This is a genomic window from Dysgonomonas sp. 521 (assembly GCF_010501055.1).
Classification (GTDB): domain Bacteria; phylum Bacteroidota; class Bacteroidia; order Bacteroidales; family Dysgonomonadaceae; genus Dysgonomonas.
In genome coordinates this window covers 47,038-61,961 of sequence record NZ_QVMO01000015.1, presented here as the reverse complement: position 1 = coordinate 61,961, position 14,924 = coordinate 47,038, and the positions used below count along the sequence as shown (strand labels likewise).

Annotated in this window: 12 protein-coding genes; 8 read left to right on the top strand and 4 right to left on the bottom strand. The window is 41.7% G+C overall.

Annotation, left to right across the window (positions count from 1 at the left end; genetic code table 11):
• Positions 1-1,009: 1,009 nt before the first annotated feature.
• The 6 genes from D0T84_RS06880 (at position 1,010) to D0T84_RS06855 (ending at position 8,365) form a co-directional block, all read left to right on the top strand.
• On the top strand, positions 1,010-1,666 hold the full coding sequence (locus D0T84_RS06880) for a hypothetical protein (RefSeq protein WP_163307146.1): 657 nt from the start codon (positions 1,010-1,012) through the stop codon (positions 1,664-1,666).
• Between the two features lie 56 nt (positions 1,667-1,722).
• A complete protein-coding gene (locus tag D0T84_RS06875; RefSeq protein WP_163307145.1) occupies positions 1,723-3,363 on the top strand; it encodes a hypothetical protein in 1,641 nt (546 codons plus the stop codon).
• A 604-nt stretch (positions 3,364-3,967) separates the two neighbouring features.
• Entirely contained in the window at positions 3,968-5,512 is a 1,545-nt protein-coding gene (locus tag D0T84_RS06870) for a YifB family Mg chelatase-like AAA ATPase (RefSeq protein ID WP_163307144.1), read from the top strand.
• Positions 5,513-5,579: 67 nt separating this feature from the next.
• On the top strand, positions 5,580-6,191 hold the full coding sequence (locus D0T84_RS06865; RefSeq protein WP_163307143.1) for a DUF4254 domain-containing protein: 612 nt from the start codon (positions 5,580-5,582) through the stop codon (positions 6,189-6,191).
• 21 nt (positions 6,192-6,212) lie between these two features.
• Entirely contained in the window at positions 6,213-7,250 is a 1,038-nt protein-coding gene (locus tag D0T84_RS06860; protein ID WP_163307142.1) for a glycosyltransferase family 9 protein, read from the top strand.
• The gene (locus D0T84_RS06855) at positions 7,247-8,365 is read left to right on the top strand and encodes a glycosyltransferase (RefSeq protein ID WP_163307141.1); all 1,119 of its coding nucleotides are present in this window, start codon (positions 7,247-7,249) and stop codon (positions 8,363-8,365) included. The genes D0T84_RS06860 and D0T84_RS06855 overlap by 4 nt, the downstream gene beginning before the upstream one ends.
• Before the next feature lie 5 nt (positions 8,366-8,370).
• Here the strand turns inward: D0T84_RS06855 and D0T84_RS06850 are convergent, their stop codons facing one another.
• The 4 genes from D0T84_RS06850 to mutS all read right to left on the bottom strand — a co-directional run bounded on the left by D0T84_RS06850 (position 8,371) and on the right by mutS (position 13,446).
• Entirely contained in the window at positions 8,371-9,087 is a 717-nt protein-coding gene (locus D0T84_RS06850) for a glycosyltransferase family 2 protein (RefSeq protein WP_163307140.1), read from the bottom strand.
• Positions 9,088-9,099: 12 nt separating this feature from the next.
• Positions 9,100-9,759 carry a porin family protein gene (locus D0T84_RS06845; protein ID WP_185155705.1) on the bottom strand — a complete coding sequence of 220 codons (660 nt, stop codon included), beginning with the start codon at positions 9,757-9,759 and terminating at the stop codon, positions 9,100-9,102.
• A gap of 8 nt (positions 9,760-9,767) precedes the next feature.
• Positions 9,768-10,709, bottom strand: a complete 942-nt coding sequence (locus D0T84_RS06840) for a UDP-glucuronic acid decarboxylase family protein (RefSeq protein ID WP_163307139.1) — start codon at positions 10,707-10,709, stop codon at positions 9,768-9,770.
• A 154-nt stretch (positions 10,710-10,863) separates the two neighbouring features.
• The gene (gene mutS, locus D0T84_RS06835; protein WP_185155706.1) at positions 10,864-13,446 is read right to left on the bottom strand and encodes a DNA mismatch repair protein MutS; all 2,583 of its coding nucleotides are present in this window, start codon (positions 13,444-13,446) and stop codon (positions 10,864-10,866) included.
• Between the two features lie 416 nt (positions 13,447-13,862).
• Between mutS and D0T84_RS06830 the strand changes: the two genes are divergently transcribed.
• On the top strand, positions 13,863-14,249 hold the full coding sequence (locus D0T84_RS06830) for a DUF6249 domain-containing protein (RefSeq protein ID WP_255495238.1): 387 nt from the start codon (positions 13,863-13,865) through the stop codon (positions 14,247-14,249).
• Positions 14,250-14,251: 2 nt separating this feature from the next.
• Positions 14,252-14,797, top strand: a complete 546-nt coding sequence (locus D0T84_RS06825) for an RNA polymerase sigma factor (protein ID WP_163307137.1) — start codon at positions 14,252-14,254, stop codon at positions 14,795-14,797.
• The last annotated feature ends 127 nt before the right edge of the window (positions 14,798-14,924 follow it).

Sequence of the window (14,924 nt, the reverse complement as noted above, 5' to 3'; positions counted from 1 at the left end):
CCTCAGTTAATGTCACTTTGTATCGTATTGCCATAGTTGCTTTTGTGGCAAATATACGATATTTGTCAGACATTATCAAATTGACATGACACTAGTATAATAACTGAAAAAAAGTCTGTCACTATATAAGCGACAGACAGCAGAAAAGGCATTTTGTAATGCCCTTATAATAAGGTCGGTAAGTGAGAAAATAAAAAAATGAAAACACGTGTCAAACAATTTGTTAAACACGGAAGCCCGGCAGAGGGTATCTGCCGAGGGTTAAGTCATTGTATTATAGGGATATATTAATTCCTGAGAATCTCTCCCCGAAATTGATTTGTCAAACAATTGTCAAACATTTTATAAGTAATTGATAAACAGCGATATAAAAGAGGGTCGGAAGATTGCTGTTTTTTTCGGAATAAAGACATAAACAACTATATACCAGAAGTATAGTTAGTATTGCAAAACAAAAAGTCTGTCGCTTATATAGTGACAGACCGGAAAGATTAAACAGGGTAAAGTAAACTATAATGTATTCACAACTACATCAGAAACAAAGATACATGAATTTTTTTAACATCCGGGGAGGCGATATTACCGTCTTGTTGTCTTCAACAATGTTGTCTTATTTGTCTTTACTTATTCTGCCCGCCGCTTGCGAAAGTAGCAGGGCGGAGCCTCCCCGTAATACACCCCTCCTGCCTCCCCCAAAAGGGGAGGTAGCGCGAGGCGGTCAAACCACCCCAGCCCCTGCAAGCGGTCAACATATTCTATCTATCTGTCTAACCCTTCCCCCTTCGGGTACTTCCGGCCCCACCCCGGCCCTCCCCAAAAGGAGAGGGAGAAGCGAGGGAAGAGCGCGAGGCGGTCAAGGCAAATCAAATTTAAATATAATAAACAGAGCCTCTGCTTCCCCCTCTCCTGTGGAGAGGGTTGGGGTGAGGTGTATTATTCATCTTTCCATCTCTCCGGTCTCCTCCCCTTTTGGGGGAGGCCGGGAGGGGGTGGCTTAAAAATTACTTTTATGAAAACAACTAAGACACAAAAACAAAGTACAGCAAAAAACTTATGGCGACTGATAGCCATCGTGGCAGCCTTTTGGTTTCTGAACCCTGGCATAAGAGCACAAATAACCATTGGGTCGGATGAGGCTCCGCAGGATTTTTCGGTGTTGGAAATCATTACCACGTACACTAAAGGAGGCCTGCGCCTTCCGCAACTTAGCAATGACGAACTCACCGCATTGACTACAACAGCTTTCAAAAGCAATGAAAAAGCCAAAGGACTGACTATTTATAACACAGATGCCAAATGTCTTCAGTTTTGGAATGGTACTGAATGGATCGACGCCTGCAATAGTGATATACCTACCTTCCTGCCTGGCGGAGGGAGTACAACTATAAAAATAGCTGACCCAACATACCCTACAAATCCGTTGGTATCTACCCACAGTTTAAGCCTGTCGTTGGACAAAACCGGTTATTCGGGCAACGCTCCTACATCCTACCTGTGGGTAGTGAATAACGTAGCTGTAAATATAGGCGAGACCTTTATTTACTCTCCCTCCGACGATTTGGCTTGGGATGCGGATGGTAAAGTGACAGTAACCATTCTTTGCCAGATGATAATAGATGGTAATCCATATAACACCGCACCACTTACCGTAAATGTGGTAAGATAATAGCCCGCGCAGCAAGGGAATTTACAAATATTCAAATCATCTAAAATGCAAACAAAATGAGACTAACTCTTATCATATTACTCATATTGCTGGGCATGCAGATGCAGGCGCAGGTAACAATAGGTAGCAACAAGGCTCCTGAGTCTTTTTCGCTTCTGGAACTGAATTCGGATCAGAAAGGCCTCCGTATGCCACACCTGAACATGGAGCAACGCGAAAAATTGACAAAAACAGGAAATAAAGTCAAAGGACTGACTATATACAATACTTCCAACAATTGCCTCGAGTACTGGAATGGCGATAAATGGATATCTATGTGTAAATCTAAATCTGAGTCTTTCCCTATAATAGAGGAAGCCGCTAAAGTAACTGCCTGTGCATTGTACTCCTCCCATCTTTCGATAAATGACGATACCGGATTCTATATGTTTACCTATCAGAATCTGGATCTGTTTGCTCAGCACACAAGCAGTACACCGACCTACTACCAATGGTTGGTAGATGGTGATGTGAAGTCGGAGGGTGAAAGTGCAAGTACCTTTAAATACAAACCTTCATCATATTTTAATGGCGAAGATCTAACTCCTGACCATTTGGGTAACAAGACGAAAATTGTAACTATCACCTGTCGGATGACAGTTGGAGGTAAAACAGTCCAGTCCAAGGATTTTGATATAATGGTAGTACATGTACCTGACGAAGACTTGAACAATGACGGTATTCGCGACTTGCAACCTATTTATGTAAATGCATGGAAAAATGGTGTAGTGAGTGAGGGACTGACCAAAGTTACCTTTGCTCATGTGAACCTTGGGGCTGAGGATGAGAATGATCCGTGTATTATGCTAGGTCATCTATTCCAATGGGGACGCATAAGAGATGATAAAAAGGGTAAGGGGCATTTCTGGCGTGACCTGCCCGATGATGATGTATATCCCTACCCACCCGGAAAAGGAGATAGAACTGGTATAACCAGCTCAACTCTGGCACAGACCTCAGAAGTAGATGGAAACGGGCAAGTAAAAGATACCGACCCCAGATATGGTAAGTTTATCAAGAACTATTTAGCAGCGGGGGCAAATCCTGATCCTTATCATGCCGCCTGGATGAATGAACCAGAAAAATTTCAAGACCTTTGGGGACAAGGTAACTACGATGATTACAAACCTACATGGAAATATCCAGATAATAACCCTTGCCCGAAGGATGAGGGTTGGATAGTTCCGAGCATAAAAATGTGGAGGTCTTTATTGGATGGCCATTTTCCTGATACGGGAGGATACGCATCTTATGACATGTTGGAAAATGGAACCCAATCATGGGACAATAGGAAGTATGCTAACAGATGGAATAGGATAGGCGATTTTGAAAACAATAAAGGCTTCAGCGGCTTTTTGGTAGGGCGTATACTTTACTTGCCGGCAGGCGGCCAGCGTCTTGCTCCAGGTGGTAGGGAAGAGGCTGCAGCAAAGGGTGAATTGTCCGATGTTGGCGCAGTTGGCGCTTACTGGAGCTCCGACCGTCATGCCAATAAAAGCAGTGATCCTACCTCAGGAAAAAACTCAAGCAGTCTACACTTTACGAAAAATTATACTGCAACTGGAACAACCTATGGTCAAGATAAGTATCCCCTGCGTGTCCGCACCGGGCAAGACGGCCGTGCAGTTGGGATGTCTATTCGCTGTGTGAAGTACTAATAATAAATGATATTATATTCATTGATACATATAATCTTGAAATATAAATTATATATTATTCAGGGTGCATAAGCACTTGTGAGCCTACCCGTCGGGGGCTATAGTCCCGAAGTTCTTACTCTCAGGATTTACAATCCGATATAAAATTATCCCGCAGGTGGTTGGTTCTGCCTGCGGGAACTGGTAGGGGCGACTTGCCGGTCGCCCGTTGATACAGTTTTCATTGTTCATTTAGGGCGACCGGCAGGTCGCCCCTACGATTCATCCACCCGTAGGGACAGGGTTCTACCCTGTCCGCATACAACCGATCCACATGATAAATTGCGCGGCGGAAATAACGGACAGGGCAGAGCCCAGTCCCTACGGTGATAAAAAATGAATAGGATTATCTATTAGTAGTAGTTACAGGTTATAATGAGAAGAAAAGGTAACAAGGAAAAGTAATGAAAAAAGTGTCACCTTTGTCACTTTTTGCACGCACACTACATGCCTCAATAGAGATTTAATAATTTCACGCCCTACTATATTATCACTTATATTATGTTTCGTATACTTTTTTCTTATCTTTGCTAAACAATACAGACTACTTAGTTTCATTCAAAAAATGTTGGTAAAGATATTTGGAGCCGCTGTACAGGGAATAGAGGCTACTCCGATTACAATAGAAGTTAATTGCTCGAAAGGCATAAAATTTATGCTTGTCGGTCTGCCCGATGCGTCTGTAAAAGAGAGCCACGAGCGCATTATATCGGCACTACAGGTAAACGGATATAAATTTCCCCGACAGCAGGTGGTAATAAACATGTCTCCGGCCGATATCCGGAAAGAAGGCACAGCCTATGACCTACCCCTTGCAATCGGTATCATGGCAGCATCCGGCAGCATAGAACCCAACAAACTGGAAGATTACATAATAATGGGAGAACTTTCCCTCGATGGCAGCATACTACCTATCAAAGGCGTATTGCCCATTGCTATAATGACAAGGACATTAGGCTACAAAGGAATTGTACTGCCAAGTAAAAATGCGCGTGAAGCCGCCGTTGTCAACAATCTGGATGTATATGGAGTGAATAACATTAAAGAAGTAGTCGGCTTTTTTAACGAAGAAGCAGAGCTTGAAAAAACAACCGTAGATACCCGTGCCGAATTTTATAACGCCCAGCAATCTTTCGAATTCGACTTTTCGGATGTAAAAGGACAGGAAAATGTAAAACGGGCACTGGAAGTATCAGCAGCAGGCGGGCACAACTTAATTATGATAGGCCCTCCCGGCGCAGGTAAATCAATGATGGCAAAGCGTATGCCGTCCATTTTGCCGCCATTCTCACTGCAGGAAGCACTGGAAACTACAAAAATACACAGCGTAGCAGGAAAAATAGGCACGGAGACCTCCCTTATGTCGCATCGCCCGTTTCGCAGCCCGCACCACACTATTTCGGACGTAGCGCTGGTCGGAGGCGGAACATATCCCCAACCCGGCGAAATAAGCCTGGCGCACAACGGCGTCCTGTTTCTGGATGAACTCCCCGAATTTAGCCGCAACGCTCTTGAAGTGATGAGGCAGCCTCTCGAAGACCGGAAGATCAGTATTTCACGCTCCAGGTTCAGCGTAGAATACCCTGCCAGCTTTATGTTAGTCTCGTCCATGAACCCCTGTCCATGCGGATATTACAATCATCCCGAAAAAGAATGTGTATGCCCTAACGGAGCTGTACAAAAATACCTGAATAAAATATCAGGCCCATTGCTCGACCGCATCGATATACATATCGAGATAGTGCCTGTTCCTTTCGAGAAAATATCGGATAAGACCCCAGCAGAAGCCAGCAGGCTTATACGTGAACGCGTAATCATGGCACGCGAAATACAAAGAGAACGTTTCAAGGATGAGGAAGGCATTCACTGTAATGCCCAGATGACACCTAAGATGCTTACTAAGTATGCTTCTCCTGATGATGAAGGCCTTAAATTATTGAAAACGGCGATGGACAGATTCAATTTATCTGCCAGAGCATACGATCGCATACTAAAAGTATCCCGAACTATCGCAGATTTAGATAATTCAGAAAAAATTCTGTTAAAACATTTGGCAGAAGCAATAAATTACCGAAATTTGGATAGGGAAACATGGGCTGACAAAAAATAACCATGAATAAGACTTATATAAAGATTAAATAAAGACAAGGAACAATAAAATTAAATCTATCTGAATTATGACTTTCACAGAGTTGAGCAACCGTATTTTTGGAGAAACGATATACAACTATCACAAAACAGATAATGTAGATGCGCCAATTCAGAATCCATACCAAGAAAAATCTATCGAATACTACCTGTATTTAAAGAACTGGATCGATACAGTTCAATGGCATCTCGAAGATATTATCCGCGATCCTGAAATTAACCCTACAGAAGCTCTGGGATTAAAAAGGCGGATAGATAAATCAAACCAGGACAGGACAGACCTGGTAGAGCTGATCGACAGCTACTTTTTAGACAAGTATAAAGACGTTCAAATCGTCCCGCATGCCCGCATCAATACGGAAAGCCCCGCCTGGGCCATTGACCGTTTATCGATTCTTGCATTAAAGATATATCACATGCAACAAGAAGTAGATAGAAAAGATACAGATAAAGACCATCACGAACAAGTATCTAAAAAACTTGATATTTTACTAACCCAGCGTGAAGATTTATCTATAGCTATAGAAGAATTATTGAAGGATATAGAAGCAGGAGAAAAGTATATGAAGGTATACAAACAAATGAAAATGTATAATGACCCTGCTCTTAATCCGGTTTTATATGGAAAGGATTCTAAATAACTAACACAAATTTACACATTTATGGCTAAAGTATTAGTGATACGTATCTCTTCCTTCGGAGATGTTGCAATGCTTGTGCCTGTCATTTTTTCTGTTGCGGCAAAGTATCCTCAAGACCGATTCTCCGTGATGACGCGCAAGGCCTTTGCTCCATTATTTGAGAATCTCGGGTTTAACATTAATGTTATTCCACTTGATATTAAAGGCAGACACAAGGGCGTTACAGGCATATTCAGGATAATAAGGCGAATAGCTACTCTGGGTTTTTCACATGTGGCAGACGAACATGATGTTCTCAGATCGAAGGCTATACGCTTTTTTATGACTCTGACAGGCAGAAAAGTAGCATGTATCGACAAAGGACGAAAAGGCAAAAAAGAACTTATCTCAAAAAAGACATTGGATCATCCTCTGGAAAGTACCATCCAGCGCTATCAGGATGTATTTGACAGACTGGGTTTTCCTGCACCTATGGTGTTTACAAATATCCTGCAATTTATGCCTAAAGATTTTTCCAACCTGAAAGCCATCGCAACCGAAAAAACGGGGAGATGGGTTGGAATAGCTCCTTTTTCTAAGCATAAAGGGAAAATATACCCGTTGGAAAAAATGGAAAAAGTAATTGAGAAATTATCCAGGGACGAAAATATTTCCATTTTCCTTTTCGGTTCAGGGAAGGAAGAGGACAAAGTTTTATCGAAATGGGCTAAGAAATATCCCAAAACAATAAATACAATGGGTAAATTGAATCTGGAGAGGGAACTTCTCCTGATTTCATACCTAGACCTCATGTTATCGATGGACTCTGCTAATATGCACTTGGCTTCACTGGTTCAAGTGCCGGTGGTGTCTATTTGGGGTGCTACACATCCATCGTTGGGCTTCTATGGGTTCAAGCAGGATATTAAGAACGCAGTTCAGGTTGACCTTGATTGCAGGCCATGCTCTGTCTACGGAGACCAGCCTTGCCAGAGAGGAGACTATGCCTGTCTGGAGAGGATTACCGAAGATTCCATCGTTGCGCATATCCATAAAGTATTGGAAGAAAAACATATATGAGAATAGCCATTCTGTCACCTTTTCATCCTTACCGGGGCGGTATAGCCCAGTTCAGTGAACAACTGAGCATTGAGCTGATGAGACAGAACGAGGTGCAGGTTTTCTCTTTTACAAAAATGTATCCCGATTTCTTATTTCCGGGAAAAACGCAGTATGTGCCTGAAGGCGAATCTTCCGATATAGACGTCAACAGGATACTGAACAGTATAAATCCGTTCAGTTATATACAGACCGCTAAAGAAATAAACAGATATAAGCCGGATGTAGTGGTTATCGCTTACTGGATGTCGTTTATGGTGCCGGCTTTTAGTTCTGTCTGCCTGTTACTGGATAAGAAAATTAAAATTATAGCGCTTATCCACAATGCTATCCCACACGAAAAAAGGGTTATAGATAAGCCTCTGGCCAAGTTCTTCTTCAACAGATGCGATGGGTTCATCGTACTTAGTGAGCCCGTCAGGGAAGACCTATTGTCCCTCAAAAAGGATGCAAAGGTTATATTACATCCTCATCCCATTTACAATCACTATGGCGAACCGATAGACAGGAATACTGCATGCGAAAATCTTGGTATCAGGGAAGACAAAAAGAACTTATTATTCTTTGGGCTTATCAGGGAATACAAAGGCCTGGATATATTAATCGAAGCCATGAAAAGCCTCGATGACAGCTACCAGCTAATCATTGCAGGCGAAAGCTATGATGGTTTCAGTAAATATTCGGAACAAATAGAGAAACTGCCCTATAAGGAAAATGTGAGTGTACACGAGCAATATATTCCGGATAAAATGGTATCTACATTCTTTTCGGCGGCGGATGTGCTGGTTTTACCTTACAGGTCGGCAACACAAAGCGGGGTGGTAACGATTGCCTATCAGATGGAAACGCCCATGATAGCGACAAACGTTGGCGCATTGGGCACAAGCGTAGAAACGTCACAAACAGGCCTTGTTGTCGCATCCGTATCAGCGGAAGATATATCAAATGGAATTAAAAAATTCTTTTCGGAGAATGGCCAAATCAATATTTATAAAGAAAATCTGAAAAAAGAAAAGGATCTACTGTCATGGAGCAATTTTGTCAAGTCAGTAAATCCTTTTTTATCTTCATTATAGTTATTCTATTTCATTCGGAATAAGCCGTATTTAAGCATACACACAAAGGCCCTCATGCCGTCTCTCCAGCCGATTTTCTTTCCTTCTTCGTAGGTACGTCCATAATAGGAAATTCCAACTTCATATATCCTTACCTTAGGATATCGTGAAACTTTAGCCGTTACCTCCGGTTCGAAGCCGAAGCGTCTCTCCTGCAGTGGTATAGACTTAATTATATCGGAACGGAATAGCTTATAACAGGTTTCCATATCCGTCAGGTTCAGGTTGGTAAACATATTGGATACAAAGGTTAACAACCTGTTACCAATAGAATGCCAGAAGAATAGTATGCGGTGAGGATTTCCACCCATAAACCGTGAGCCATAAACAACATCGGCAAAACCATTTACTATTGGCTTTAAGAGTATATTATACTCTTCAGGGTCATATTCCAAATCGGCATCCTGTATAATCAGATAATCGCCAGTGGCTTCTTTTATACCCCGGTGCAGGGCCGCCCCTTTACCCATATTCACAGGCTGTTCGAAAAGCTTCATGTCACAACCTGAATGGTTTGCGATATATGCCTGTACAACTTCAACCGTATCGTCCTTAGAGCAATCATTTACTATGATAATTTCTTTTTCAATATTATCAATCAATTGTACTGCAATGACCTTATCTAATATGAGATGTATAGTTCTGGCTTCGTTATAAGCGGGAATAATAATTGAAAGTTTCATTCTTTATATTTTTTAAAACATATATCCTAGCGTTATATACATATTTCTTGTTCTGGCCTTGTCATTATAATCAGGAGTATAATTCCTCAAACCTCGATCATATCCTAAACCAAGAACATACCTTTCATATTCAAGATTTATTCCGCCTCCTAATCCCCAGTCAAATTTGCTGACACCTACACCGAAGAAATCTATGGTTTCTTCCTCTTTTCTTCCGTCGTCATATAAAGACTTCCTGTTAATTTTTCCATTCATGGCGTATGCTATGTAAGGCCCGGCATGGAACATTAGGCGTATATCCCTGTTTATGGGCCACAAATAACCGACATGGAACGGCAACTGCAAATAACCTAGCTTTTCTTTTGAAGTAAAGGTATGATCATCATGATGTACCCCCCAATTATCATCTCCTGCTGGTATAAAGGATTCACTTTTAGCCCCTTTTACCGTATATTCCAATCCTGTCAGCAAATACATTTTATCAGATAACCTAAAATCGGTCGTTATTCCTATATTAAATCCAACTTTAGTCTTGGCATCGGGAGCATTGTCAGTTCCAGAGAAATTTATACCGGCTCTTACGCCAAAAACAGCAACATTATTTTGTCCGCTTGTTATTGTGGATATTAAAAGTAGAAAAGCAACTAATCCCGTTCTTAGAAATACTTTCATAATATTAGCTATTTTAATATTTTATCGAAATAATCAATCGTTTTTACCAATCCGTCTCTCAATTGTACCTGAGGCTCCCAGTTGAGTTTCTCTTTGGCTAAAGTAATATCCGGCTTTCTCTGCTTCGGATCATCACTAGGTAAGGGTTTAAATATCAGTTTCGATTTAGAACCAGTCAGGTCAAGAATCAGGTTTGCCAGTTCAAGCATTGTGAACTCACTCGGATTGCCGGTATTTACAGGGCCTGTAAAAGAGTCATCAGTCGCCATCATACGGATCATAGCTTCCACCAAGTCATCTACATATTGGAAGCTTCTGGTTTGAGTCCCATCTCCATAGATCGTTATATCCTCTCCTTTCAAAGCCTGCACTATAAAATTGGATACAACCCTCCCGTCATCCGGATTCATATTCGGCCCATAAGTATTGAAGATACGTATAATCTTTATCCTCACATTATTCTGGCGATGATAATCCATAAACAAAGTTTCGGCACAACGTTTCCCCTCATCATAGCAAGAACGAATACCAATAGGATTCACATTCCCCCAATACGATTCTGGCTGTGGGTGTACACTTGGGTCTCCGTAAACTTCACTGGTAGATGCCTGCAGTACTTTTGCCTTCAAGCGCTTGGCCAGTCCGAGCATATTGATAGCTCCCATAACAGAAGTCTTGATCGTCTTTATCGCGTTATACTGATAATGAACCGGGGAAGCAGGACATGCCAGATTATAAATCTCATCTACATCCACGTGAAAGGGATGAACCACATCATGCCTGATTAATTCAAAATAAGGGTTATCCAGCAGATGGACAATGTTGTCCTTGGAGCCTGTAAAATAATTATCCAGACAAAGAACTTCATTCCCATCACTCAACAATCTTTCACATAGGTGGGAGCCTATAAAACCGGCTCCTCCTGTGACTAATATTTTTTTACGATTCATTTTTGCCGAAATAGCTGTTTGTTAGTTTGGTTCAATATACAAAGGAATAAAAAAAACTTCAGTAAAATAACTTTATTAACATAAAAACTTATCAAAAGCTAATTCTACCCTTTTCAAGTAAAACTATTCTAAATAATATGATGAGTATTTTGCTCTATTTCCCCGATACTATCTTCTTTATCTCGTTCAATTTATTCAGGGCTTCTACAGGAGTGAGGTTATTTACATCCAGCGATTTTATTTCGTCACGTACCTGGCTGAGTACAGGGTCATCTAACTGGAAGAAATTAAGCTGGTAACCTTCCCTGTTTTCTTTTATATCGGTTATTGGCTTGGATATTCCCTGTCTGCGGTTGTCGGATTCGAGTTGCTTCAGTATCGAATTGGCCCGTTTTACGATACTCTGCGGCATACCCGCCATTTTTGCCACATGGATACCAAAGCTGTGTTCACTGCCTCCCGGAACCAGTTTGCGGAGGAATATCACTTTATTATCTACCTCTTTAACAGAGACGTTGAAATTCTTTATCCGCTTAAAGGATTTCTGCATTTCGTTCAACTCATGATAGTGAGTCGCAAATAAAGTCTTGGCTCTTGCTTTCGGGTGCTCATGTATATATTCTACAATGGCCCATGCTATGGAAATGCCGTCATACGTACTTGTCCCACGCCCCAATTCATCGAACAGAACGAGGCTTTTCGGAGACAGGTTATTCAGTATGTCAGAGGCCTCGTTCATCTCTACCATGAAAGTAGATTCCCCCAGCGAGATATTATCGGAAGCCCCTACACGGGTAAATATTTTGTCCACAAGCCCTATCTGTGCAGACTCGGCAGGAACAAAGCTTCCGGCCTGAGCCATCAGGGTTATCAAAGCTGTCTGGCGCAAGAGGGCGGATTTACCCGCCATATTTGGCCCTGTGATAATAATTATCTGTTGCTTATCACTATCTAGTGTAACATCGTTGGCTACATACGATTCGCCCAACGGCAACTGCTTTTCAATCACAGGATGGCGCCCATTCTTAATCTTCAGCACATCCGTATCATTAATTTCCGGGCGGATATACTTATTTTCTTTGGCCGCTTTGGCAAATGACAGCAGGCAGTCGGTCTGTGCTATCAGATTCGCGTTTACCTGTATTGTCGGGATATATTCTACAAGGCTCAGCACAAGATCATTGAATATAACGGATTCCAACGCCGCTATTTTCTCCTCGGCTCCCAGTATCTTCTCTTCATATTCCTTCAGTTCCTGCGTAATATAGCGTTCGGCATTTACCAGAGTCTGCTTACGTATCCAGTTTTCAGGGACTTTATCCTTATGCGCATTCCTTACTTCGATATAATAACCGAATACGTTGTTAAAGCTGATTTTGAGTGAAGAAATACCTGTCGCTTCGGTTTCCCGTTGCTGGATTTTCAGCAGGTAATCTTTACCAGAATAGGCGATATCGCGCAATTCATCCAGTTCGGCATTCACTCCTCGGCTAATTACATTCCCCTTATTAAGCAAAGACGGAGGGTCGGGCTGCACTTCTTTTTCGATACGCTCCCTGATGACGGGGCATGGGTTCAACTTCTCTCCTATCTCCCGTAAGCTCGGCTCATCCGATGCAAGAAAGGCATTCCGTATCGGCTCTATCGCTTTCAGGGCAACCTTGAGTTGGACTACTTCGCGCGGGCTAATCCTGTTTACTGCAACTTTAGATATGATGCGTTCCAAATCGCCAATCAGCGACAATTGTTCTTCCAGCAGATTTTTCAGTTCTATATCCTTGAAAAAATATTCGACAACCGAAAGACGACTATTAATAGGCTGTATATCCTTCAACGGGAAAACAAGCCAACGGCGAAGCATACGGGCGCCCATCGGCGAAACGGTCTTATCCAGAATATCCAACAGGCTCTTCCCTCCCTCGTTCATTGTGGAAATAACTTCCAGGCTGCGAACGGTAAATTTATCGAGGCGGACATACTTGTCTTCCTCGATGCGGGAAAGGGCTGTTATATGCCCTATCTGGGTATGTTGCGTAACATCCAGATAGTGAAGTATGGTTCCGGCCGCGATTATACCATTTGTAAGATGCTCTACGCCGAATCCTTTCAGGTTTCTGGTTTCAAAATGTTTCAGAAGCCTGCCGCGTGCCGTATCTTCTGTAAATACCCAGTCGTCGAGTTCGAAAATAAAAAAGCGGTTACCGAAATATTCTTCAAACAGTTTCTTCTTGCTTCTTTCTACCAGGACTTCCTTAGGCGAAAAATTAGCAAGGAGTTTATCTACATATTCTTTTGTACCCTCCGCTACAAGATATTCTCCGGTAGAAATATCAAGGAACGATATGCCACAGCCACTTTTAGCAAAATGTATGGCACATACGAAATTATTTTCCTTATGGTTCAGTATATTATCATTGATAGAGACCCCAGGAGTAACCAGCTCGGTAATACCTCTCTTTACCAAGGTTTTTGTTTGCTTCGGGTCTTCCAGCTGATCGCATATAGCGACACGCCTCCCTGCTCTTACCAATTTGGGCAAATAAGTATCCAACGCATGATGCGGAAACCCTGCAAGTTCTACAAACTGGGCTGTACCATTCCCCCGCCGGGTGAGTGTGATCCCTAATATTTCGGCAGCATCGATAGCGTCCTGCGAAAATGTTTCATAAAAGTCTCCTACACGGAACAGCAATATAGCATCGGGATGTTTGTCCTTGATTTCGAAATATTGCTTCATCAGAGGAGTTTCGGCTATCTTTTTTGACACAGTCTGTATTTTGTTTAGATGAATTCTTAATAATAACTACAAGAGAACAAAGATAGAAAAAAATAAGTGAACGTCTTTAAGGAGCGAGAGCAGAATTGAATTGAAAATCGACGGAACCAAATATCTTTTGAGATTCGTGTTACTTTTTCAATGGCAGTATTTGGTAGATATTTGGTAATTAGTGTACTTTTGGTATTTAGAAGCTGTTTGAATTATATTGCCAGCCTGTTTTGAGCAATTTTAGGATAGATTTGCTATAAAATTTAAACAGTTTTAGAATACTTCGATAATATTTTCCGAAAAAATATCAGAAAATCTGTAACCGAATGAAACTTTGTGTAGTCATATATTCGAAAACAGATTATTAACAAAATAAATAATAGATTATGGAAGAGTTTATGACATTATTGATCCCTATTTTAGGAGTCATTTGTATATTTGGTTTACCTGTCATTTTGGGTGCTTATGTCCTTGTGAAGTTTATAAATTCGAATTCAAATGAACGCATGGAACTTGCAAAGCACGGGATCGTTCCTCCGGTAAGGTCGAAGCCCGCACCCAATAAGTACCGGTCGTTGCGCAACGGGATTCTCTGTATAGGAATAGCCCTAGGTCTGGTAGTCGGAATCATTATCGCGATGTTTATCCATTTCGAATATTACATGGAGTTTCTGGTAATAACAAGTTCTACTATCCTGTTCCTTGGGTTGTCATACCTGGCATTTTACCTGACAGTGAAAGATAAAGAGGATCTGAACAACGACAACGAATAATAATGGATGAAAAGCTACTGATACGCAAGGTGCTGGAAGGAGACACATCTGCTTTCGGCTACTTTGTAGACACCTATCAGGATATGGCCGTTACCATAGCCTACCGTGTCTGTGGCAACAAGCAGGACGCAGAAGATATTGTGCAGAATGCCTTTGTCAAAGCTTTTCACAATTTACATACTTTCAGGGCTGACAGTAAATTCTCGACATGGTTCTACAGGATTGTCTACAATACGGCAATCACGGAAACACGGAATACGGCTTATAATACCGAGTTTGTAGATTATAAGCAGATAGATATGGATAATTCCTACTCAGAATGGGACACTATGGCTCAGGTTGAAGAAAATGAGAGGAAGGCAATGGTAAATGAGGCAATGGACAAAATGCCTAAGGATGAAGCTTTGTTACTTACATTGTACTATCTGGAAGACAATCCGGTAAAAGAGATTGTACAGATTACCGGGCTGACGGATACCAATGTAAAGGTAAAGCTGCACAGGGCGCGAAAACGGTTTGCCTATATTCTGGAACAGATGAAGACTTAGACAGTTAGCAGTCAATAATAAACAGTTAGCAGTTAGTTACTATAATTAATTCATAAACACTTTTACCAGGCTTTGCCTACTCCTCCCATTTGGGGAGGTCAGGAAGGGTGTTATAATATATAACTCA

What these genes read in the sequence shown, in the direction of transcription:
- D0T84_RS06880 (WP_163307146.1), top strand. Translation starts at nt 1,010, where the DNA reads ATGAAAACAACTAAGACACAAAAACAAAGTACAGCAAAAAACTTATGG.
- D0T84_RS06875 (WP_163307145.1), top strand. Translation starts at nt 1,723, where the DNA reads ATGAGACTAACTCTTATCATATTACTCATATTGCTGGGCATGCAGATG.
- D0T84_RS06870 (WP_163307144.1), top strand. Translation starts at nt 3,968, where the DNA reads ATGTTGGTAAAGATATTTGGAGCCGCTGTACAGGGAATAGAGGCTACT.
- D0T84_RS06865 (WP_163307143.1), top strand. Translation starts at nt 5,580, where the DNA reads ATGACTTTCACAGAGTTGAGCAACCGTATTTTTGGAGAAACGATATAC.
- D0T84_RS06860 (WP_163307142.1), top strand. Translation starts at nt 6,213, where the DNA reads ATGGCTAAAGTATTAGTGATACGTATCTCTTCCTTCGGAGATGTTGCA.
- D0T84_RS06855 (WP_163307141.1), top strand. Translation starts at nt 7,247, where the DNA reads ATGAGAATAGCCATTCTGTCACCTTTTCATCCTTACCGGGGCGGTATA.
- D0T84_RS06850 (WP_163307140.1), bottom strand. Translation starts at nt 9,087, where the DNA reads ATGAAACTTTCAATTATTATTCCCGCTTATAACGAAGCCAGAACTATA.
- D0T84_RS06845 (WP_185155705.1), bottom strand. Translation starts at nt 9,759, where the DNA reads ATGAAAGTATTTCTAAGAACGGGATTAGTTGCTTTTCTACTTTTAATA.
- D0T84_RS06840 (WP_163307139.1), bottom strand. Translation starts at nt 10,709, where the DNA reads ATGAATCGTAAAAAAATATTAGTCACAGGAGGAGCCGGTTTTATAGGC.
- mutS (WP_185155706.1), bottom strand. Translation starts at nt 13,446, where the DNA reads ATGAAGCAATATTTCGAAATCAAGGACAAACATCCCGATGCTATATTG.
- D0T84_RS06830 (WP_255495238.1), top strand. Translation starts at nt 13,863, where the DNA reads ATGGAAGAGTTTATGACATTATTGATCCCTATTTTAGGAGTCATTTGT.
- D0T84_RS06825 (WP_163307137.1), top strand. Translation starts at nt 14,252, where the DNA reads ATGGATGAAAAGCTACTGATACGCAAGGTGCTGGAAGGAGACACATCT.